Origin of the sequence: Kaustia mangrovi (genome assembly GCF_015482775.1) — a bacterium.
In the GTDB taxonomy this organism is placed as follows: domain Bacteria; phylum Pseudomonadota; class Alphaproteobacteria; order Rhizobiales; family Im1; genus Kaustia; species Kaustia mangrovi.
Genome location: NZ_CP058214.1, coordinates 1,328,899 through 1,350,280, shown reverse-complemented (window position 1 = coordinate 1,350,280; position 21,382 = coordinate 1,328,899). Strand labels below are relative to the sequence as shown.

General features: G+C 66.8%; 15 protein-coding genes. 4 read left to right on the top strand and 11 right to left on the bottom strand.

Going from position 1 to position 21,382, the window contains the following annotated elements:
* Positions 1-90 precede the first annotated feature (90 nt).
* The 3 genes from HW532_RS22360 to HW532_RS06405 are packed head-to-tail and all read right to left on the bottom strand — an operon-like array spanning position 91 to position 4,449.
* A complete protein-coding gene (locus HW532_RS22360; protein WP_281397169.1) occupies positions 91-1,401 on the bottom strand; it encodes an efflux RND transporter permease subunit in 1,311 nt (436 codons plus the stop codon).
* Complete coding sequence (locus tag HW532_RS22355; protein WP_281397168.1) at positions 1,398-3,251, bottom strand: efflux RND transporter permease subunit; 1,854 nt, start codon at positions 3,249-3,251, stop codon at positions 1,398-1,400. Before HW532_RS22355 ends, HW532_RS22360 begins: the two co-directional genes overlap by 4 nt.
* A gap of 4 nt (positions 3,252-3,255) precedes the next feature.
* The gene (locus HW532_RS06405) at positions 3,256-4,449 is read right to left on the bottom strand and encodes an efflux RND transporter periplasmic adaptor subunit (protein WP_213163597.1); all 1,194 of its coding nucleotides are present in this window, start codon (positions 4,447-4,449) and stop codon (positions 3,256-3,258) included.
* Positions 4,450-4,848: 399 nt separating this feature from the next.
* Here HW532_RS06405 and HW532_RS06400 point away from each other — a divergent pair, with 399 nt between their 5' ends.
* Both HW532_RS06400 and HW532_RS06395 read left to right on the top strand, forming a co-directional pair.
* On the top strand, positions 4,849-6,795 hold the full coding sequence (locus HW532_RS06400) for an autotransporter assembly complex protein TamA (protein WP_213163596.1): 1,947 nt from the start codon (positions 4,849-4,851) through the stop codon (positions 6,793-6,795).
* Positions 6,796-11,112 carry a translocation/assembly module TamB domain-containing protein gene (locus HW532_RS06395; protein WP_213163595.1) on the top strand — a complete coding sequence of 1,439 codons (4,317 nt, stop codon included), beginning with the start codon at positions 6,796-6,798 and terminating at the stop codon, positions 11,110-11,112.
* Between the two features lie 41 nt (positions 11,113-11,153).
* Here the strand turns inward: HW532_RS06395 and HW532_RS06390 are convergent, their stop codons facing one another.
* The 8 genes from HW532_RS06390 to HW532_RS06355 all read right to left on the bottom strand — a co-directional run bounded on the left by HW532_RS06390 (position 11,154) and on the right by HW532_RS06355 (position 18,924).
* On the bottom strand, positions 11,154-12,131 hold the full coding sequence (locus HW532_RS06390) for a dipeptidase (protein WP_213163594.1): 978 nt from the start codon (positions 12,129-12,131) through the stop codon (positions 11,154-11,156).
* Between the two features lie 47 nt (positions 12,132-12,178).
* Positions 12,179-12,892: an ABC transporter ATP-binding protein gene (locus tag HW532_RS06385; protein WP_213163593.1), complete on the bottom strand. Its 714-nt coding sequence runs from the start codon at positions 12,890-12,892 to the stop codon at positions 12,179-12,181.
* A complete protein-coding gene (locus HW532_RS06380; protein WP_213164449.1) occupies positions 12,885-13,640 on the bottom strand; it encodes an ABC transporter ATP-binding protein in 756 nt (251 codons plus the stop codon). The genes HW532_RS06385 and HW532_RS06380 overlap by 8 nt, the downstream gene beginning before the upstream one ends.
* Before the next feature lie 3 nt (positions 13,641-13,643).
* The gene (locus HW532_RS06375) at positions 13,644-14,651 is read right to left on the bottom strand and encodes a branched-chain amino acid ABC transporter permease (RefSeq protein WP_213163592.1); all 1,008 of its coding nucleotides are present in this window, start codon (positions 14,649-14,651) and stop codon (positions 13,644-13,646) included.
* Positions 14,652-14,659: 8 nt separating this feature from the next.
* Positions 14,660-15,529, bottom strand: a complete 870-nt coding sequence (locus tag HW532_RS06370) for a branched-chain amino acid ABC transporter permease (protein WP_213163591.1) — start codon at positions 15,527-15,529, stop codon at positions 14,660-14,662.
* A gap of 141 nt (positions 15,530-15,670) precedes the next feature.
* Entirely contained in the window at positions 15,671-16,849 is a 1,179-nt protein-coding gene (locus HW532_RS06365; RefSeq protein ID WP_213163590.1) for an ABC transporter substrate-binding protein, read from the bottom strand.
* Positions 16,850-16,947: 98 nt separating this feature from the next.
* Positions 16,948-17,589 (bottom strand): TetR/AcrR family transcriptional regulator, encoded by a 642-nt coding sequence (locus HW532_RS06360; RefSeq protein WP_246479582.1) that lies wholly within the window; start codon positions 17,587-17,589, stop codon positions 16,948-16,950.
* 291 nt (positions 17,590-17,880) lie between these two features.
* Positions 17,881-18,924, bottom strand: coding sequence for a TRAP transporter substrate-binding protein (locus tag HW532_RS06355; protein ID WP_213163588.1), 1,044 nt, complete (start codon positions 18,922-18,924; stop codon positions 17,881-17,883).
* Between the two features lie 557 nt (positions 18,925-19,481).
* Here HW532_RS06355 and HW532_RS06350 point away from each other — a divergent pair.
* Both HW532_RS06350 and HW532_RS06345 read left to right on the top strand, forming a co-directional pair.
* Positions 19,482-20,102, top strand: coding sequence for a TRAP transporter small permease (locus tag HW532_RS06350; RefSeq protein ID WP_246479581.1), 621 nt, complete (start codon positions 19,482-19,484; stop codon positions 20,100-20,102).
* A complete protein-coding gene (locus tag HW532_RS06345) occupies positions 20,099-21,382 on the top strand; it encodes a TRAP transporter large permease (RefSeq protein ID WP_213163586.1) in 1,284 nt (427 codons plus the stop codon). The genes HW532_RS06350 and HW532_RS06345 overlap by 4 nt, the downstream gene beginning before the upstream one ends.

The window sequence follows — 21,382 nt, the reverse complement described above, 5'->3', positions numbered from 1 at the left end:
TGTGCGGCCCATCATGGGAGCGCACGCGCGCACCCGGTCCCCGGGAAGGGAACCGGATGCGGCGGCTGCAGGATTTGTGTCTTGCTTGCGCTATTCCCCGGCGGAGGCCGTGGCCTCCTCGCCTGCCGGCTTTGCGGGGCCGCCGGCGCCGCCGATCTTCTCGCCGAGCCACTGGAACAGCACGTAGAGGCCCGGAATGACGAGGATGCCGAACAGGGTGGCCGCCGTCATGCCGCTCAGCACGGTGACGCCGATGGAGACCCGGCTCGCCGCGCCCGCGCCCGTCGCCGTCACCAGCGGCACGACGCCGAGAATGAAGGCGATGGCCGTCATCAGAACGGCGCGGAAGCGCATATGCGCGCCCTCCATCGCGGCCTCGACGATGCCCTTGCCGGCCTCCCGCTGCTCCTTGGCGAACTCCACGATCAGGATGGCGTTCTTCGCCGCCAGTCCGATCAGCAGCACGAGGCCGATCTGGCAATAGACATTGTTGGCGAGCCCGACCGCCGCGATGGCGGAAATGGCGCCGAGGATCGCGATGGTGACCGAGGAGATCACGGCGAGCGGCGCCGCCCAGCTCTCATACTGGCCGACAAGGAACAGGTAGCCGAAAATGAGCGCCAGCGCGAAGATGACCACGACCTGCCCCGACGCGGTGGCCTCCTGATAGGAGAGCCCCGACCATGCGTAGCTGTAGCCGTCCGGCAGGTCCTTCGCGGCTGCCTCGGCCAGCGCGGCCATGGCCTCGCCGGAGGAGTGGCCCGCCGCCGGGCTGCCGTTGATCGTGGCTGCCGTGAACTGGTTGTAGCGGTTGAGCTGGCTCGGCCCGAAGGTCGTGTTGACCGTGGCAAGCGTGCGCACCGGAACCATGTTGCCCTGTGTGTTGCGGACATGGAGGTTCAGGATGTCCTGCGTCCCGCCGCGAAACTGCTCGTCGGCCTCGAGGTTCACCTGATAGGTGCGTCCGTAGATATTGAAATTGTTGACGAAGAGCGAGCCGAGCTGGGCCTGGAGCGTGGTGAACAGGTCGGAGATCGGCACATTCAGGCTTTCCGCCTTCACCCGGTTCACATCGAGATAGAGCCGCGGCACGGAGGCGGAATAGGTCGAATAGGCCGATCCGATCCTGGGGTCCTCGTTGGCCGCGACCACGAAGGAGCGCATGGTGGCGGCAAGCTCCTCCGGCGACTGGCCGGACAGCGCCTGGAGACGAAGGTCGAAGCCGCCCGTGGCGCCGATGCCGGAGATGGCCGGCGGCGGGAAGGAGACGATATCCGCCTCCGCGATGCCCTTGTAGATCTCCGACAGATGGCTGTAGATGCCCTTGAGGCTCGTCTGTGGCGTGGTGCGCTCGCTCCACGGCTTGAACACCACGATGGCAAGCCCGCTATTGGTGTTCATCGCCCCGACAGCAGGCTGTAGCCGGCAACCGTGACGACATTGGCCACGCCCGGCGTCTCCGAGGCGATCTTGGAGACCTGCTCCATGACCGTCTCCGTGCGCGGCAGGGAGGCGGCGTCGGGAAGCTGGACATTGACGAACAGCGCGCCCTGATCCTCCGTCGGGAGGAAGCCGGTCGGCGTGTTCTGGAACAGCCAGCCCGCGGCCCCGCCGGCAGCGAGCGCGATGAGGCCGGCGACGATGGCACGCCGTGCGATGACCCCCACGATGCGGACATAGCCGTTGCGCGTCTTGTCGAGCCCCAGATTGAACCAGTGGAACGGTCCGCGCCGCTCGCCCGAGGGCGGCCGCAGCAGCGTTCCGCACAGGGCCGGGCTCAGGGTCAGCGCGTTGATGGAGGACAGCACCACCGCCGCCGTGATCGTCACCGCGAACTGGCGGTAGAGCTGACCGGTGATGCCGGGCAGGAACGCGACCGGCGCGAAGACGGCGATCAGCACCAAGGTCGTGGCGACGATCGGGCCGGTCACCTGCATCATGGCCTGCCGCGAGGCCTCCTTCGGCGTGGTGCCCGGATTCTCCTCCATGATGCGCTGGACGTTCTCGGTCACCACGATGGCGTCGTCCACGACGAGGCCGATCGCCAGGATGAGCGCGAACAGCGTGACGGTGTTCGCCGAATAGCCCAGAGCCAGCAGGACGGCGAAGGTGCCGATCAGCGAGACCGGGATGGTGAGCGCCGGGATGAGCGTGGCGCGCCAGTCCTGCAGGAAGATGTAGACCACCAGCAGCACGATCACGCCGGTCAGCGCCAGCGTGTACATGATCTCGTCGATGGTGGCGGTCACGAAGGCGGTGGAATCGTAGACGACCTCGTAGGTGACGTCGCCGGGAAACCGCGACTTGAGGCGTTCCATCTCCGCGCGCACGTTCTCCGCCACGGCCAGGGCGTTGGCGCCCGGCGCCTGGTAGATCGCGAGCGTCGTGGCCGGATTGCGGTTGAGCTTGCTGACCGCGTTGTAGGACTTCGAGCCGAGCTCCACCCGTGCGACGTCGCGGACGCGCACGATCCCGCCTTCCTCGTTCGTGCGCACGATGATGTTGCCGAACTCCTTCGGCGTCTTCAGGAGCCCGAGTGCGGTGATGTTGTATTGCAGCGCCTGCTGGTCGGAGATCGGCGGCGCGCCGATCTGGCCGACGGCGGCCTGGACGTTCTGCGACTGGATGGCCTTGTTGATGTCCTGCGGCGAGATGCCGAGCGATGCCATGCGGTTGGGGTTGAGCCAGACCCGCATGGAATAGTCGCGCTCGCCGAGAATCGTCGCGCTGCCGACGCCGTTCACGCGGGCGATGGCATCGCGCACATTGATCGAGGTGAAGTTCGACAGGAACAGCTCGTCATAGGATTTCGACGGCGAGAAGATGGTGACGATCTGCAGGAAGCCCGGGGACTGTTTGCTGACCGACACGCCGAGCCGCGTGACGGTCTCCGGCAGGAGCGGGGTCGCCAGGGCCAGGCGGTTCTGCACATTGACCTGGGCGATGTCGGCGTCGGTGCCGATCTCGAAGCTCACGCTCAGCGTGTAGCTGCCGTCGGAGGCCGAGGTCGATGCCATGTAGATCATGTCGTCGACGCCGTTGACCTGCTCCTCGATGGGGGCTGCGACGGTTTCGGCCACGGTCTCCGCATCCGCGCCCGGATAGGCGGCCTGGATCTGCACCACGGGCGGCGTGATGTCGGGATATTGCGCGACGGGAATGTTGAGCATCGCCAGGGAGCCGGCGAGCGCGGTGATGATGGCGATGACGAGCGCAAGGCGCGGGCGGTCGATGAAGACGCCGGAAATCATGGGCTCAGCCTCCCGAGCTCTGCTTCGTCGGGGCGACCTTGATGCCGGGCTTGATCTTCTGGATGCCGCTCACCACGATCAGCTCGCCATTCTCGACGCCCTTCGACACGGCCCAGCCGCTGGCCATCTTCTTGGCCGTCTCGATACGCCGCTCCTGCACCTTGTCGTCCTTGTCGAGGACGAAGACATAGGCGCCCTGACGGTCCTGCTGGACCGCGGAGGCGGGCACGACCGGCAGCTTCTGCGGCTCGCCGACCTGGATGTCGACATTCACGAACTGGCCCGGCACGAGGAGTTGCCTGGGATTTGCGAAATTGGCCCTCACGGCGACCGTGCCGGTCTGCTGGTCGACCGTATTGTTGATGAAGCTGATCTTGCCGTCGTGTTCGTAGGTGGAGCCGTCGGCGAGCTTCAGCTTGACGGTCAGCGCCTTCTTGATCTCGTCCGCGGAGGCCTTCTTGTTGGCGTCCAGAACCTTCAGGTAGTCCGTCTCCGCGATGGAGAAGACCACGCGGATCGGGTTCATCTGCACGACCGTGGCGAGCGCCCCGGTCGAGGGACCGACGAGATTGCCGACCGTGAGGTTGGTCTTGCCGATGCGGCCGGTGATGGGCGAGGCGATCTTGGTGTAGGACAGGTTGATATTGGCGGTCTTGAGCTGGGCCTGGCCCTGCTCGATGGCCGCCTGGGCCTGCTCCACGCTCGCCTGGGCCTCGTCGTACTTGGCCTGGAAATCGTCGACGGTGGCCTGGGAGACGGTGCCGGACTGGAGCAGCTCCTTGCGCCGCTCGAGCTCCAGCGACGCGTTCTTGCGCGCGGCCTCGGCGCTGGCGAGCTGGGCCTTGGCCGATGCGATGGTCGCCTTGGCGGTGTCCACCTGGGCCTGGTAGGTGTCCTGCTCGATGAGATAGAGCGGAGTGTCCTGCTTGACCGTGGAACCCTCGACGAACTCGACCTTGTCGAGGAAGCCTTCGACCCGGGCGCGGATGTCGACCTGTTGTATGGCCTCGATACGACCGACGAATTCGGCGGACCGGGTCACGTCCTGCGTGGTTACCGGCGCGACGACGACGGCGGGCGCGGATGCGGACTTGTCGCCCGAGCCTTGTGCGGCAGCCATTGGCGCCAGCCCGATGGACAGGCTCGCTGCAATGGCAAAGCCGGCCACGCTGCGGCAGAATGCTGAAGGTCCCGTCAAGTCCCCCCCTCCATGGATACGGTTTCGGCAAATATGTGCAGGATAGCGTTGGGCGGCCAACATGCCCTGCGCCAGTTGCCGAAGACAAGCCCCTTAAATTTCCCCCGGCTCGGCGTGTCTGCCGAAAGGCTGGCGGCGGCCATTTGGAATCGCGCGCCATACGGGGCCCAGATAGAACGGAGTGTAAACCACGATTGCCTGGAATTTGAACTGCTAAGATGACGTATGCTGAACGTTGGTGCATGATAGGAAGCGACCGGTTGGGGGGGCGCGCGCCCGGGTTGCAGGGGGACGCCGTCCGTTCCGGACCGGTTTTCCGCTGTCCGTACAGGGCATTTCGGGTATCTTGCGAGGTTTCCGCCGTGTCGGCTAAGGGTTGGCTGACGCGAGCGGAGTTGTATGGTTCGGTTCGCAGGTTGTGCGGCGTCGGGGAAGAAGGGGCAGACACTGAGAGAGACGGCAACCATATGCGTCCGGGCTCTGGCCGTCGTCCTGCTTGTCGCGACCTTCGCTCCGCAGGCTGCGGCGCTGGAGATCTTCGGCATCCGGCTGTTCGGGGAGGAGGAGCCCAAGGAGCTGCCGCCGGATGCGGTTTCCTATACGCTGCGCTTCGACGTGACGCCGCTCGACTCCGACCTCAAGGACACGCTGCAGGCGGCCTCCATTCTCCACACGATGAAGGATGAGGTGCCGCCCGACATGGCGGCGCTCGTCTCGCGCGCCATGTCCGACCGCGCCCGCCTCGTCGCGGCGCTCTACGAGAATGCCCGCTACGGGGGCACCGTCGCGATCTCGATCAATGGTCAGCGCCTCCAGGATATCCGGGCGATTCCCAATGGTGGCGGGCGCAAGACCGCCCGGGTCGCGGTGAAGATCGATGCCGGCCCTGTGTTCCGCTTCGGCCGGATCGATATCCGCACGACGCGGTCCTATCCCGAAGGGCCCGGCAACAAGCCCGCCGACTATGGTCTCAAGCGCGGCGGCGAGGCCAGGTCGACCTCCGTGATCGCCGCCGGGCAGCGCCTCGTCGATGCCTGGCGCGATGCGGGGCATCCCTTTGCCAAGCTCGCGCAGGAGGAGGTTGTCGCCGACCACCCCAACAAGCGGCTCGACGTGACGCTCGTGGTGGATCCCGGCCCGCTGGCGGTGTTCGGCAGGGTGGATGTCCGCGGCACCGAGCGTATGGACCCGGATTTCGTGAGGCGCCAGACGGGCATCGTGCCCGGGGCGCGCTATTCGCCAGCCGTGCTCAAGCGCGCCCGCGAGCGGATCAGCCAGCTCGACGTGTTCGAGACCATCCGCATCCGCGAGGGCGATCATCTCGACGCCACCGGCGGCCTGCCGGTCACGGTGTCGGTGGAGGAGAAGAAGCGGCGCTTCGTCGGCGCGTCGGCGAACTGGTCGAGCATCGACGGCGGCGGCGCGGAAGTCTACTGGGGCCACCGCAACCTGTTCGGCGAGGCGGAGAAACTGCGGCTGAACGCGGCCGTGTCCCAGCTCGGCAATGGCGGGATGTCGAATCTCGAATACGAGGTCGGCGCACAGTTCACCAAGCCGGGCATTTTCGACCCCGACACCGATCTCACCGCCAGCGTGAAGGCGGTCCGCGAGCATCCGGAAGCCTACAAGAGCACCGGCATCTTCACAGCCGTCGGCCTCACGCATCGCTTCGACAAGTACCTCACCGCCAGCCTCGGCGTGGAGGGGCAGGTCTCCAAGGCCGAGGACGCCTTCGGCACGCACCGGTACAATCTCGTCGGCGTGCCCGCCAACGTGGCCTACGACACGCGGGACAACCCGCTCAACGCGACGAAGGGCATGCGCGCGGTCTTCCAGCTCGTGCCGTTCCTCGACGTGAAGGACATCCACACCTTCGTGCTCGGCCGTGCCGATGCCTCGACCTACCTCGCCCTCGACGAGAAGAAGCGCTATATCCTCGCCGGGCGTGTGGCGGCGGGCTTCATCGCGGGAACGAGCATCGAGAACGTGCCGCCCGACCGGCGGTTCTTCGCCGGCGGCGGCGGGTCGATTCGCGGCTATGCCTATCGCAATGTCGGCCCGCGGCTCGATGGCGACGTCGTCGGCGGGCGCAGCCTGCTGGAGGCCTCCGCGGAGTTCAGGGCGCGCATCACGGAGTCGATCGGGCTGGTGCCCTTCGTCGATCTCGGCGCGGTGTCGGAAAGCCCCTATCCGGGCTCAGACATGGTATTCAAGATCGGCGTCGGGCTCGGATTGCGTTACCATACGTCCTTCGGGCCGATCCGCCTCGATTTTGCGGTTCCGCTCTCGCCGGACAAGGACGATCCGGATTTCGCTCTCTATGTCGGACTGGGCCAGGCTTTCTAGATGAGACTCCTCGCGAAGATCCTGATCGCGCTCGGCGTGCTTCTCGTGCTGTTCACCGGGGCCGTCGCCGGCCTTGTCGCGACCCAGCCGGGCCGCGACATGCTCGTGCGCGTGATCGAGGGTGCGGCGTCGGGGCCGGACCTTTCCCTCAAGGTCGGCAGGGTCAGCGGCAATCTCCTGTCGCGCTTCGAGGTCGCCGGCGTCGCCGTCGGCGATGGCGAGGGCGAATGGCTGACGGTCGGCCGGACGACCGTGGACTGGCGGCCGAGCGCGCTTCTCGGCGGCACGCTCGCCGTCGACCTCGTGGATGTCGAGCGCGTCGCGGTGGCGCGCACGCCCGCGAGCGGCGGGGAGGCTCCGGCGGACAGCTCCGGCGGCGGTACCGGCCTGCCGGTCAAGGTCGTGCTCGGCAGGGCCCATATCGCCGAGCTCGATCTCGGCGAGCCCGTCGTCGGCACGGCGGCGAGGCTCGACCTGACCGCGAGCGCGACGCTGGCAAGCCCCGCCGACGGGCTCAGCGGCGAGGTGGACATCAACCGCCTCGACGGCGCGGGCGGCAAGGTCGCGGGCCGTTTCGCCTATCGCCCGGAGGGTGGCGACCTGACCGTGAAGCTCGATGCGAGCGAGCCGCAGGGCGGGCTGATCGCGGGCGCGCTCGGCCTTGCCGGATCTCCGGAAATGCGTGCCCGGGTGGATGGCGACGGCACGCTCGATGACTGGAACGCCACGCTCGCCGTGGAGGCGGGGGACGTGTCGCTCGCCAGCGGCAATGCGCGGATTGCCCGCGCAGAAGGGGGGCGCCGGCTGACCGCGCATCTGGAGTCGCGCCTCGATGTGCTCATGCCGGAAGACGCCGCACCGCTGTTCGGCGGCAACAGCGTGATCGAGGCCGAAGCGCTGATCGGCGACGACGACACGGTGACGCTTCGCGACACGAGCTTTACCGGCGAGACGGTGGCCGGACTGTTCTCCGGCGTTGCGACCCTGTCCGGCGAGATCCGGACGCTCAATGCCAACCTGTTCCTGATCGGCGGAACGGATGCGCCGGTGGAGCTTCCCGTTCCGGGCGGCGAGCCGATTCGCGTCGGCGCGGGCCAGATCACGGCGATGATCGGGCAGGGCGATGCGCCGGACCGCGTCGACTACCGCGTGACGCTGTCCGATGTCGCCGCAGCGCAGGGGGAGGTGGAGAGCATCGAGGTCCGGGCGACGGGCGAGCGCGAGACCGGTGCGGGTTTTCCCGCCCAGCTCGCCTCGGACCTCTCGCTCGCGGTCCGTGTGAACGGTATTGCGGCGAGCGACCCGGCCTTCGCGCAGGCGGTGGGCTCGGACATCTTCCTGTCCGGCATGGTGCGCACGGTCGACGGCGGTGCGGAGCTTGAGGACCTGCAGCTCGATGCCGGCACGGCGACGGCGAGCTTCACCGGCACCGTGACACCGGATGGTGTCGACGGCACGGTGGCGCTGGAGAGCAAGGATCTGAAGGCGTTTTCCGGCCTTGCCGGCCAGCCCCTGTCCGGAGCGGTGACCCTGAGCGGGACCGGGCGCGCCGCGCTCGACGGATCGGCCTTCTCCCTTAATCTCGACGGGCGCGCGGACAATGTCGCCACCGGCACCGAGGCCGTGGACGGCCTGCTGGCCGGGGAGGTGACGCTCACCGGCGGCGTCGCCCGCACGGCCGACACCGATATCAGTTTCGACGATTTCGATCTCACCGCGCCATCCATGACCGTCCGGATCAACGGCGCGATCGACGATGCGACGGCGGACCTCGCCGCGACGGGCACGCTGAGCGACCTGTCCAAGGTGAGCCCGTCGCTGGCCGGCGCGGTCGATCTCGAGGTCGGGATCGAGGGGACGAGCGACGAGGCCGGCCTGACCCTGTCGGTGACGGGCGAGCGCGTGGAGATCAACGGGCAGAGCGTGGAGGAACCGGCCGTCCGCTTCACCGGCGAGGGGTCGCTGTCGGCCATGGAGGGCCCGCTCAGCATTGCCGCGCGCTTCGCCGGCGAGGCGCTGGACGGCAAGGGGCATATCAGTTTCGCCAAGGACGGCTCATTCGGCGTGCGCGGGCTCGACCTCACCTATGCGGCGGCCCATGTCTCCGGCGCGGCATCGCGGGCGAGCGACGGAGAGATGGGCGGAAATCTCGTGCTCGCCGTGCCCGATCTGTCCACCTTCGAGGCTATTGCCGGGCAGGATCTCGCCGGCGCGCTCGATCTGGAGGCGACCCTCAGCAAGGTCGCCGACGGCAGCCAGCGCCTCGTCGTCTCCGGCAAGGCGAATGCCGTGCGGGCCGGCACGACGACGGTCGGCGAGGCGGTCATCGACGCGCGGGTCGACAATGCGCTCGCGGCACCCGTGGCGAACGGTCGGGTCGATCTCGCGGATATCGATGCGGGTGGCCTCGTCATTCCGAAGCTCGCCGTGACGGCGGAGGCCGACAGCGGGGCGACGCGCGTTGGCGTCGACGGCACGGTCTCCGACGCCGATATTTCCGCCGCCGGGCGGATCGGCGTGGCGCAGTCCGTCGTGACCGTCGATCTGGAGCGCATGCGGGCCGCGACGCGCGGGATTGTGGCGACGCTCGCCGAGCCGTCCCGCATCGTCGTCGATGGCGGCACGGTCCGGCTGTCGCGCACGGTGGTGGCGGCGGGCGACGGGCGGATCGCGGTGGAGGGCTCGGCCGGCGAGTCGCTCGACCTTTCCGCGCGGATCGACCGGCTGCCCATGGCACTGGCCGGCGCTTTCGCCGAAGGGCTCGACCCCGCCGGCACCATGTCCGGCACGGTGAGTGTCAAGGGCGCGGCGTCCGCGCCGCAGATCGCCTATGCGCTCGACTGGACGGGCGCGTCGGTGGCGGCCATGCGCGATGCCGGCGTTCCGGCCATGGCGATCTCCGCGAAGGGCGAGACGCAGAAGGACCGCGTGGGTGTCGATGTGGGCGTCACCGGCATTCCGGACATGTCGCTCAACGTCACCGGCTCGGTGCCCATGGACCCGGACGGCGCGCTCGATATCGCGGTGCGCGGAACGCTGCCGCTCTCGCTCGCCAATGGCGTCATGGCCGCGCGCGGTTCGACCTTCGAGGGCGGGCTCGATATCGATCTCAAGGTCGCGGGCGCCATGGCCGATCCCGATATCTCCGGGCAGTTGTCGTCCGGCGGCGGCCGGATCCGCGATCCCCAGTCCGGGACGGATCTGCAGAATCTCAGGATGAGCGCCAACGTCACCAGGAGGGCGCTGGCCATCGACCACATTACCGCGGAGACGGAGGGCAACGGCCAGCTCACCGTGTCCGGCACCGTCGGGCTCGACCCCGCAGACGGCATTCCCGCCGACCTCAAGATCACCGGCCGCGACGTGCGCCTGAAGACCAACAACAATCTCGTCGACGGCTCGTTCGACACGGATCTGACGGTAACGGGGCCGCTCGCCTCGCGGCCCGAGATCGCCGGGCGCATCACGCTCGGGCGCACGCTCATCAGCATTCCCGACGGGTTGCCCGCCAGCATAGCGACGCTCGACGTGAAGCATCGCAACGCGCCAGAGGCCGTGCGCGCGCAGGACAAGGAGCTCAGGGGCGACGACGAGGAGGGCGGCGAGCCGCTCCAGGTGATGCTCGATCTCACCGTCGATGCCGGCAACCGGGTCTTCATCCGCGGGCGCGGGCTCGACGTGGTCATGGGCGGCGCGCTGACCATGAAGGGACCGGCATCGGACCCGGTCGTCGATGGCGGGTTCCGGATGCGCGACGGTACGCTGGCGCTGCTCGGGCGGCGCCTGACCTTCTCGCGCGGGCTGGTCGACTTCGATGGGTCGTTCGATCCGATCCTCGATTTCGAGGCGCAGACGACGACCTCCAGCGCGACGATCACCGTCTTCGTCACGGGCGGTGCCGCCAACCCGCGGTTCCGCTTCGAATCCTCGCCCAGCCTGCCGCAGGACGAGGTGCTGGCGCGCCTGCTCTTCGACAGGCCGGTCGACCAGCTCTCCGCCTTCCAGATCGCCCAGCTCGGCGCGGAGGCGGCCCGTCTCGGCGGTGTCGGCGGCTCCGGGCCGGGCGTGCTCGACAATGTGCGCAAGGAGCTCGGCGTCGACGTGCTCGACGTGACCTCGACGGAAGAGGGCGGAGCCGCCGTCTCCGCGGGCCGCTATATCGACGACAATCTCTATGTCGGCGTGCAGCAGGGCACGACCGCCGGCTCCAGCCGCGCCGTCATCGACCTGAACCTCACCCGGACCATCAAGGCCCGCGGCGAGGTCGGCTCGGACGGCTCGAGCAAGGTCGGCATCGGCGTGGAATGGGACTACTGAGGCCCTCCGGGGGCGCCTTCCGCCCGAGCGAACGGGGGGGGTCAGCCCCAGACGTCGCCCAGGAGTCTCAGCCAGTTCTCGCCCATGACGCCGCGGATGCGGCGCTCCGGCCAGCCGGCGCGCTCCATGGCGGCGGTGAGGTTCGGGAAGTCGCCGATGGTGGCGATGCCGTCCGGATTCCTGATCGTGCCGAAATCGGTGAGCTTGCGGGCGCGGCCCTTGTCGTGGACGAGCCAGTCGTAGAATTCGGGCGGCTGGCCTTGCGTGAAGTCCGTGCCGACGCCGACGGCGTCCTCGCCGACGATGTTCGTCACATAGTCGATCGCGGCGACATAGTCGTCGACGGTGGAGTCCGGACCCTTGGGCAGGAAGGGCGGGAACATGGTCACGCCCACGAAGCCGCCGCGCTCGGCGATGAAGCGCAGCTCCTCGTCCGTCTTGTTGCGCGGATGCGCCTTCAGCCCCGCCGGCAGGCAGTGGGAATAGGCGACGGGTTTCTCCGACGCCTCGATCACCTCGCGCGAGGTGCGGCTGCCGACATGGGAGAGATCGCAGAGAATGCCGACGCGGTTCATCTCCGCGACCACCTCGCGGCCGAAATCGGACAGCCCGCTGTCGCGCGTCTCGTAGCAGCCCGATCCGACGAAGTTCTGCGTGTTGTAGGCCATCTGCACGATGCCGACGCCGACATCCTTGAACAGCTCGATATAGCCGAGATCGTCCTCGAAGGCGGAGACGTTCTGGAAACCCAGTATGATGCCGGTCCGGCCGTCCTCTTTGGCGCGGCGGATATCGTCTGTCGTGCGGACCTGGCAGATCAGGTCGCCATGGGCGCGGAACCATTCCTTCCAGCGCGCGATATTGCGCATGGTGTCGGTGAAGCCCTCCCAGACCGAGCAGGTGCAATTGGCGGCGGTCAGCCCGCCGCGGCGCATGTCCTCGAAGACGTCGCGGCTCCAGTTGGAGATGATCAGGCCGTCTATGACGATGGCGTCGTCGTGCAGGCTGGCGGCGGTCATGAAGCGTTTTCCTTGGCTTGTCGGAGGGACTGCGGAGGGCGGGAGCCCTAGAGGTAGATGGTGCGCACGATGTCCTCGTGGTTCTCCGGCAGCGCGTCGACGCGCCCGCCCTCGAGGATCTCGCCGTCGCGCAGGATGATGAAGCGGTCGGCGGCGGCGAACGCCAGATGGAGGTTCTGCTCCACGATGAGCATGGGCACACCGTCGCCCTTGAGCTTCAGCATGATCTCCGCCACCTCGTTCACGAATTGCGGGGAGAGGCCGCCGGAGGGTTCGTCGAGCAGCATGATCTTCGGCCGGCTCATCAGCGCGCGCCCGACCGCCAGCATCTGCTGCTCGCCGCCGGACAGGGTGCGCGCATGCTGGCGGCGGCGCTCCTTCAGGCGCGGGAAGTAGGAATAGACCCGCTCGAGCTCGTCTGCCGCCCGGACCTCCCGCCTCAGGAGGGCGCCGAGGCGCAGATTGTCCTCCACGGCCATGTCGGGGAAGATGTCTCGGGCCTGCGACACCTGCACGACGCCGTGCGCGAAGGTGCGGTGCGGCGGCAGGCCGGCGATGTCGGTTCCCTCGAGCGTCACGCTGCCGCCCACGGGCTTCACGAAGCCGGTGATGGCGTTGAGCGAGCTCGACTTGCCGCTGCCATTGGCGCCGAGCAGGGTGACGACCTCGCCGCGCGCGACCGTGAAGTCCACGCCGCGCAGGATTTCCTTCTTGCCATAGGTCACCTTAAGGCCGGCAACGGTCAGAACGGTCTCACGCATGGCCGAGATATGCCTCCAGCACGTCCTGGTTTTGGCGCACCTCGTCGGGCGTGCCTTCCGCGATCACTTGGCCCGCGGCCAGCACGACGATGCGGTCGGCGCCCTTCATGACGAGGTCGATGGCGTGCTCGATGAGCACGATGCCGACGCCTTCCTCGCCGGCGAGCCGGCGCACGATCTCCATGAGCTGGGTGCGCACCGGCGGGGCGAGCCCGACGGCGGGCTCGTCCAGCATGAGGAGCGGCGGTTCGGTGGCGAGCGCGCGCACGATCTCCACCATGCGCTGCTGGCCGCCGGAGAGGTCCCTGACCGGCTGGTCGGCCATGTGGGCGATATCCATGAGGTCGAGCAGCCGGCGGGCGCGGGCGACCGCCTCGCGCTCGGCCCGGCGTGCGGACGACAGGCCGAGAAGTGTGCCGAGGACGCCGGCGGGGATTTCCGCGTGAAGGCCGGTCAGCACGTTCTCCAGCACCGTCATCTCGCCGAACAGCCCGCCATTCTGGAAGGTGCGGCTCACACCCTTGGCGGCGATCTCGTGGGCGGTGAGCGCCTGGATTTCCTCGCCATTGAGCGCGACGCGGCCCGATGTGGGGCGCACATAGCCGGTAATGGCGTTGAACAGCGTGGTCTTGCCCGCCCCGTTCGGTCCGATCAGCGCCTTCACCTCGCCGGGGGCGACGTCGAGCGAGACGTCGGTGAGCGCCTTCAGGCCGGAGAACTGGACGGAGAGGTCGCGGACTTCAAGCATGTCTCACTCCCGGTAGAACCGCTCGCGGAACAGCGGCGAGACGCGCGCCAGAAGGCTCGCGAGCCCCCTGGGCATGAACAGGAGGACGAAGGCGATGAGCACGGCGAGGAACAGCTCCTGCATGCCCGGATAGCTGCGGAACAGCTCCGGGGCGGCGGTGATGACCACGCCGCCGAGCACGCTGCCGGCAAGCGAGCCGACGCCGCCGACCATGACCATGGCGAAATGCATGATGAGCTCCAGGAGGTTGAAGCTCTCCGGCACGACCCGGCCGAGCGCTATGGCGAACATGCCGCCGGCGATGCCGACCACCGCGCCGCTCCACACGAAGGCGAGGATCACGTAGCGGCTCGTCGGAATGCCGAGCGCGGCGGTGGCCAGCTCGTTGTCCTTGATGGCCTGGAAGGCGCGGCCCACGCGCGAGCGCAGCAGGTTGGCGGTCGCCTTGACCACCAGGGTCACGATGGCCAGGAAGACGTAGAAGCGGGCGGCCTCGGTGTCGAGCGGGATGCCGAAGACGGTCGCCGTGGGCACGCCGAGGCCGGAGGAGCCTTCCGTGACCGCTTCCGCATGGATGTAGGTCCAGCGCATGAGCTCGCCGAAGGCCAGCGTCATGATCGCCAGATAATACATGCGGATACCGCGCAGGGCGGCGGCGGAGGCGAGGAAGCCGGCCAGCGCGCCGGCAAGCCCGCCCGCCCATATGGCGATCCAGAACGGCACGGCGAGCTTCGCCATCAGGAGCCCGGTCGCATAGGCGCCCATGCCGAAGAAGGCCGTATTGGCGAAGGCGAGCTGGCCCAGATTGCCGAGCACGATGTTGAAGCCGACCGCGACCAGCACGTAGACCAGCATGAGGTTCGCGACATATTGCAGATAGTCGTTGAACAGGAACGGCACGGCGAGGGCGGCGACCGGCACCAGATAGAAGAGCCAGCGATGGGCGTCCCCGCGCTCCGGCGAGGCCGGCTTGCGTGTCGCGTTCAAGGGGGATGTGTCGGTGTCCGTCATGGGCGCGCTCACACCTTGACCACGGCCTGCCGGCCGAACAGGCCGACGGGGCGGATGACGAGGACGGCGATGATGACGATATAGGCGGTCACGTCGATCAGCGCGGTCGAGACATAGGCGCCCAGAAGCTGTTCGGAGATGCCGAGCAGGAGGCCGCCCACGATCGCCCCGCCGAGCGAGCCGAAGCCGCCGAGCGTCATGGCCGCGAAGGAATGGATGAGGAGGTTCGCTCCCATATCGGGATAGAGCAGGGTGACCGGCGCGATGAGGATGCCGCCAATGGCGCCCATGGCGGCGGCCACGCCCCACATGACCGCATGGAAGCGGGCGACATTGACGCCGATCAGCGCCGCGCCGCGCTCGGTCTGGTAGACGGCCTGGATGAGCTTGCCGACATTGGTGCGGTAGAAGACGAGGAAGAAGGCCGCGACCAGCACCGTCACCGCGCCCAGTATGACGATGGCATCGCCGGTGATGACGAGATCGCCCAGGAAGATCGGCGGGATGTCGAAGACGCGCGGCATGGGCAGCACCTCGCGGCCCCATAGCGAGCGCGCGACCCCGCGCAGGAAATAGCCGACCGCGATGCTCATCATGGCGAGCGCGATATGCGGCCCGTGGCGTGCCGGCTTGACGAGGCCGCGGTCGACGGCCATGCCGAGCGCGAACATGAGGGCCAGCGCGATGAAGGCCGCCGCGATATAGGGCAGGCCCAGATAGAGCACCATGACATAGACGGCGAAGGCGCCCGCCATGACCATGTCGCCATGGCCGAAATTGACGACGGTGGTCGCGCGGTAGAGCACCGTCATGGCCAGTGCGACCAGCGCATAGATCGCGCCTTGCGACAGGCCGCTCAGGACAAGCTGTGCGATCATCCTCGGTTCAACCTTCCGGTTCCGGAGTAGGCTTTCATTTGCCGACAGTCACCATTCCGCCCCCAATTCCGGCGTCGACCGGGGGCATTCGTGACGCCCGAAAGAGCGGGGCGGAATGGTGTCGATTGCCGGATCGCGCCGTCAGAACGGCTGGCCCCAGCTGCGGTAGATCACGATGTCGCCATTCTCGTCGAAGGCGGCGACGCCGGAATCCTTGGCGCCGGCATGGTCCTCGGGCGTGAAGGTCACGTCGGAGGCGAGGACGCCCGTATCGAGATCGCGGATCTTGTCGAGCTCGGCGACGAGCTTCTCCCGGGTGAGGTCGGGTCCGGCCGCCTCCAGCGCCTTGGCCATCGCGATGGCGCTGCCGATGCCGGCGAAACTGAAGGCGGTCAGCTTCTCGTCGGGATAGTATTTGTGGATGACGTCGCCCCATGTCTTCAGATCGCCCTCGCCGAGCACGTTCTGGAACATGTGGAGCACCTGGTAGTTCTTCACCGCGTCCTTGTCGCCGACGCGCTTGAGCGTGTTCTCCAGATCCGTGCCGTAGCCGCCGAGAATGGTGACGTCGAGGCCGTATTTCTGGGCGTCGCGCAGGAAGATGGCGGTTTCCGCCTCGTAGAGGATGGCCATGACGAAGTCGACATCGGCCTGGCGGATCTTGAGGATCTGCGGGGTGGCGTCGGTCGAGCCGCGTTCCATGGTCATGTCGAGCACGGGCTCTATGCCGTGATCCTCGTCGAGGGATTCCACCAGCGGCCGGCGGTAGCTCTGCGCCCATTCGTTGGAGTGGGCGACGATGGCGATCCGCTTGGTGTCCGGACGGCTCATGGCGTATTTGGCCATGAAGGTGCCCGCGTCGCGGCTGGTCGGCACGCCGTGGAAGATGGTCTTCACCACCGGCGTGGAGAGCTTGTCGGCGACGGCATGGGCGATCATCCAGGGCACGCCGGCCTCCTCGATGGTCGGCTTCATGGCGAGCGCGACGCCGGAGCAGGAATTGCCGTGGATCATGAAGACCTCGTCCTGATGGATGAGCTTCTTCGCCGCCGCGATGCCGCGCGCCTCGTTGCAGGCGGTGTCGGCCTTGATCACCTCGATCTTGCGGCCATGGATGCCGCCCTCGTCATTGATGTGCCTGTAGAAGGCGTCGAGGCCGATCTCCGCCTTGGAATAGCTGGACGCGTCGCCGGTGAACGGCCCGGGCACGCCGACCTTGATGGTATCCTTCGTCAGGCCCGTCGTGTCGTCGGCCAATGCGGATGGCACGGCGAGTGCAAGGCTCGCCGCCGCGGCGATGAGCAGGGACTTCACTGTCATTCTCAACCCTCCCAAACCAGAAATTCGAGGACGTCGCACGGGGCCGTCGAGGTCCCGTGCGGACGCCGGTGCGGTGCCCCCGGTCGTCTTGGCACGCGCTACTGCGTGGTCACGGTGCCGGCTTCGCGTTGTTCGGTGACCATGCGCGACAGGATCTCCTTCCAGGCGTCGAGCAGCTCGCGGTAATAGGCCGGGTCCTCGCGCAAGACCGCCTGGACGGCCATGCCGCGGAACAGGCAAAGGGTCATGTTGAGCAGCGTGTCGACGCGCGCGGGCGAGATGTCGGTGCCGCGGAAATAGCGGTACCAGATGTCGTCGAGCCCGCGATGGAGGCGGCGGATCAGCGGGATGAGCTGGTCCTTGAGCGCCGGGTCGCTGCGTGCGGCCACGATCAGCTCCAGCGAGGCGTAGAAGAAGCGTCCGGCGAAGAACTTCTCCCACATCCGCTCCACGAAGCCGTCGAGGGTCAGCTCGTTCTCGCGCATGGCGGCGGCGAGCGGCGCGACCTCGTCGACGAAGCCCTGGAACAGATGCTCCGTGGCGGCGACCACGAGGGCCTGCTTGCTGGGATAGTGGTGGATCTGGGCGCCGCGGGTGACGCCGGCGCGTTCGACGATGCGCTGGGTGGAGCTGTTGGCGTAGCCGATCTCGATGAGCGAATCGAGCGTGGCCTCGAGCAGGAGGCGTCTGGTTTCGGCGCTGCGCTCTTCCTGTGTCCGTCGCGGTTGGGTTCTGGCCACATGCGTCTCCATTTGCATTCCAGTTAGAATGTTTTTGTTTTCAGAGTCAATCCCGATGATCGGCGTTATATTGGGCATTATGTGCCGGTTTGATGTGCAGTTCGCATACTTACATGCATTCTGGATGGTATGTTTATGATGCCGCGATATGTCCGGAAAGCGCGCCGGAGCCGGTGTGGTCCGGGTGTCGGAACCGCTGGCCTGCGGACGCGGCGGCCCTGCACGAAAAAGGGCCGGGCACCGTCCGTGCCCGACCCTTGTGTGCGATACCTCGCCTGATGGCGCGTGGGGTCAGTTCCCCCCGGCTTCCTTCTCGGCCGCCTTGATCTCGGCCTCGAGGTCGTTGAGGATCTTCTTGCCGCTGTCGCCGGTCATCTCGATGAACTTCTCGCGCGCCTGCATGGCGGCCTTCTCGAAGACGGCCTTCTCCTCGTCGGTGAGCTCGATCATCTTCATGTCCGGCTTGGCCTTCTTGATCTTCTCCAGCCGTTCCTTGTTGTACTCGTCCTGGACCTTGAAGATGTAGTCGCTGAGCTCCGCGACGGTCTCGTCGAGCATTTTGCGGCGCTCGTCCGACAAGCCGTTATAGAAGTCCGCGCCGGTGACGACCGTGGTCGTGAACTGCTGCTGGCCGGCCCAGATCATGTAGTCGGTGACCTCGTAGAACTTCATCTCCTCGATGGCGAAGATCGGGTTCACCTGGCCGTCGATCTGCTTGAGCTGCAGCCCGCCATAGACCTCGCCATAGGGCATGGGCGTCGGGCTCGCGCCGAAGGCCTTGTAGGCCTCGATCAGCATGGGCGAGACCATGGTGCGCATCTTGAAGTTGTCGAAATCCTCCGGCTTGCGGATCTCCCTGTTGGTCGTCCAGACCATCTCGCCTTCCGGATACATGGTGAGGAGCTTCAGGCCCTTCTCCTCAAAGTCGGAGCCGAGCGTGTCGTAGATGACCTCGCTCTCGCTCAGGACCTTCTTGTTGGCCTCGTTGTTGTCGGAGAGCAGATAGGGCACGGAGAATACCTGGATCTCCTGCACCAGCGTGCCGAGATGGCCCGGCGAGGCGTTGGCGAACTGAAGCGCGCCCTGGGTGACCAGCTCGGTCAGGTCGGCGGAGGTGCCGAGCGTGCCGTAGGGATAGACGGTGACCGTCACCTCGCCGTCGGTCTTCTCCTCGACAAGGCGCTTGAACTCCTGGGCATAGCGGTCCTGGACGCTGCCCGTGATCTCCTCGATCGCGAACTTCCATTCCTCCGCAACCGCGGCCTGGCTCATCATTACCGCGCCGACTGCGGCCGCGACGACCGTTGCGAATTTGCTCGTTGGGAATCGTGTCATGGTCCTTGTGCCTTCCTGATTTGCCGCCTCAAGGGGTCATGAATTGTGGTGATTGCATCAGGGGCGATCGCGGTCGGCACGCGGCGGTGTCTGCACGGCCATGTCCCCTTTCACCCCAAGATCGAAATAGCCTAAGCGAGCAATTGTCCTCATATCAAGACAATCATTGTTTCATCACAATTTTGCCGGCTTCGCCCATGACGTCTCGCTCCGGTTGTCTCTTCGTGCGGTTTCCGTCGGAAAGACCACCCTGGATCGTGTGTTCCGGATGCTCTGAACTCTGAAAGCGTGTTCCGGCGGAAAACAGGGGGACGAAAATATCATGACAATCTATAACTTGACATGATTCAAGAATGGGGGAACCGTCTCAATGAGGGTCGAATGATGTGGTCCCGGGGGACGGGCGCGGCGGATATCGCCGGCTGGACCGTCGGGGCGGAGAGCAGACGGATCGGACGGGAGGGTCCACGGCATGCCGGACAAGGCGGCCACGGTCTGGAAGCCCGCCGGGCTGCAAGCGCCGGGAGGGGCTTGAGGGGATAATGCGCGTCCTTTCCTTGATCGACAGAGCAATCGCCCGGTTCGAGGCCTTCGTGCTCGCCGCCGGCGTCATCCTGATGGCGGTCAACTCCATCGGCAATGTGGTCGGGCGGTTCGTCTTCGCCCAGAGCATCTACTTCTCCGAGGAGCTGAACCAGTTCCTGATCGTGCTGGTGACCTTCGTGGGGCTCGGCTATGCCGCGCGCAAGGGCCGGCATATCCGCATGTCGGCGGTCTACGACCAGCTCAGCGACCGCAACCGCAAGGCGCTGATGATCCTGATCGCGGGGGTCACGGCGGCCATCATGTTCGTGCTGGCCTATTACTCCTTCCTCTATGTCTCGCGCGTGGCCAATCTCGGCAAGGTGACGCCGGCCCTGCGCCTGCCGCTCTATCTGACCTATATCTGGGTGCCCGTCGGCTTCGTGATCACCGGCATCCAGTATGTGCTGACGGTGACGAAGAACCTGGGAAGCCGCGACGTCTACATCTCCTACGAGCAGGTCGACGCCTATGACGAGGCGGAAGTCGCCGGCGTGGAGCCCGACGACCTGGCCAAGGCGGCCGCCGTCGCGCCGGGAGAGATGCCCGACAGCGCGGACGGGGAGACCAACGGCAAGGGGAGGGCCGATCGATGACAACGGCCATGCTGTCGCTCATGATCGTGCTGCTGCTGCTGGGCTTTCCCATGCTCATCCCCCTGATCGGGGCGGCGCTTCTGGGCTTCTTCGCCTTCTTCGGCGGCATGATGAAGCCGGAGATCATCATCCAGCAGATGATCGGCGGGGTGAAGCCGTCCGCGCTCATCGCGGTGCCGATGTTCATCCTCGCCGCCGACATCATCACCAAGGGCCATTCCGCCGACCGGCTGCTCGATCTGGTGATGCGCTTCGTGGGCCATGTGCGCGGCGGGCTCGCGGTGACCACGGCGGCGGCCTGCACGCTGTTCGGCGCGGTCTCCGGCTCCACCCAGGCCACGGTCGTCGCCATTGGCGGGCCCTTGCGCCCGAAGATGCTGAAGGCGGGCTACAAGGACAGCTTCGTGATGGCGCTCGCCATCAACGCCTCCGACATCGCCTTCCTGATCCCGCCGAGCATCGGCATGATCATCTATGGCGTGGTCTCGGGCACCTCCATCGCCGAGCTGTTCATCGCCGGCATCGGGCCGGGCGTGCTCATCCTCATGATGTTCGCCGCCTATTCCATCGTCTATGCGACGATCCACGACATCCCGACCGATCCCAAGGCGACCTGGGGCGAGCGGTTGACCGCCATGCGGCGTGCCATCTGGCCGCTCGGCTTCCCGGTGATCATCATCGGCGGCATCTATGGCGGCATCTTCAGCCCCACGGAGGCGGCCTCCGTCTCGGTGCTCTACGCCTTCGTCCTCGAAGTGCTCATCTTCCGCTCGCTCAAGGTCTCCGACATTCCGGCCATCGCGTTGTCGACGGGGCTCATCACGGCGGTGGTGTTCATTCTCGTGGGGGCCGGCGCGGCGTTTTCCTGGACGATCTCCTTCGCCCAGATCCCGCAGGCCATCCTCGGCGCCCTCGGGCTGGCCGAGGCCGGGCCAACCATGGTGCTGATCGCGATCTCCATCGCCTTCTTCATCGGCTGCATGTTCGTCGACCCGATCGTGGTGATCCTGATCCTGGTCCCGATCTTCGCACCCATCGTGCAGGCCACGGGCCTCGATCCCGTCCTCGTCGGCACGATCATCACGCTCCAGGTGGCCATCGGGTCGGCGACACCGCCATTCGGCTGCGACATCTTCACCGCCATCGCGATCTTCAGACGGCCCTATATGGACGTCATCAGGGGCACGCCGCCCTTCATCATCATGCTGCTGACGGCATCCGTTCTGCTGATCGTGTTCCCGCAGATCGCGCTGTTCCTGCGCGACCTCGCCTTCCGCTGA

Bases quoted from the DNA above. Each gene is read 5' to 3' on its own strand.
- HW532_RS06380 (WP_213164449.1), bottom strand. From the start codon at position 13,640: ATGCTTGAAGTCCGCGACCTCTCCGTCCAGTTCTCCGGCCTGAAGGCG.
- HW532_RS06390 (WP_213163594.1), bottom strand. From the start codon at position 12,131: ATGACCGCCGCCAGCCTGCACGACGACGCCATCGTCATAGACGGCCTG.
- HW532_RS06395 (WP_213163595.1), top strand. From the start codon at position 6,796: ATGAGACTCCTCGCGAAGATCCTGATCGCGCTCGGCGTGCTTCTCGTG.
- HW532_RS06345 (WP_213163586.1), top strand. From the start codon at position 20,099: ATGACAACGGCCATGCTGTCGCTCATGATCGTGCTGCTGCTGCTGGGC.
- HW532_RS06365 (WP_213163590.1), bottom strand. From the start codon at position 16,849: ATGACAGTGAAGTCCCTGCTCATCGCCGCGGCGGCGAGCCTTGCACTC.
- HW532_RS22360 (WP_281397169.1), bottom strand. From the start codon at position 1,401: ATGAACACCAATAGCGGGCTTGCCATCGTGGTGTTCAAGCCGTGGAGC.
- HW532_RS06370 (WP_213163591.1), bottom strand. From the start codon at position 15,529: ATGATCGCACAGCTTGTCCTGAGCGGCCTGTCGCAAGGCGCGATCTAT.
- HW532_RS22355 (WP_281397168.1), bottom strand. From the start codon at position 3,251: ATGATTTCCGGCGTCTTCATCGACCGCCCGCGCCTTGCGCTCGTCATC.
- HW532_RS06400 (WP_213163596.1), top strand. From the start codon at position 4,849: ATGGTTCGGTTCGCAGGTTGTGCGGCGTCGGGGAAGAAGGGGCAGACA.
- HW532_RS06385 (WP_213163593.1), bottom strand. From the start codon at position 12,892: ATGCGTGAGACCGTTCTGACCGTTGCCGGCCTTAAGGTGACCTATGGC.
- HW532_RS06355 (WP_213163588.1), bottom strand. From the start codon at position 18,924: ATGACACGATTCCCAACGAGCAAATTCGCAACGGTCGTCGCGGCCGCA.
- HW532_RS06375 (WP_213163592.1), bottom strand. From the start codon at position 14,651: ATGACGGACACCGACACATCCCCCTTGAACGCGACACGCAAGCCGGCC.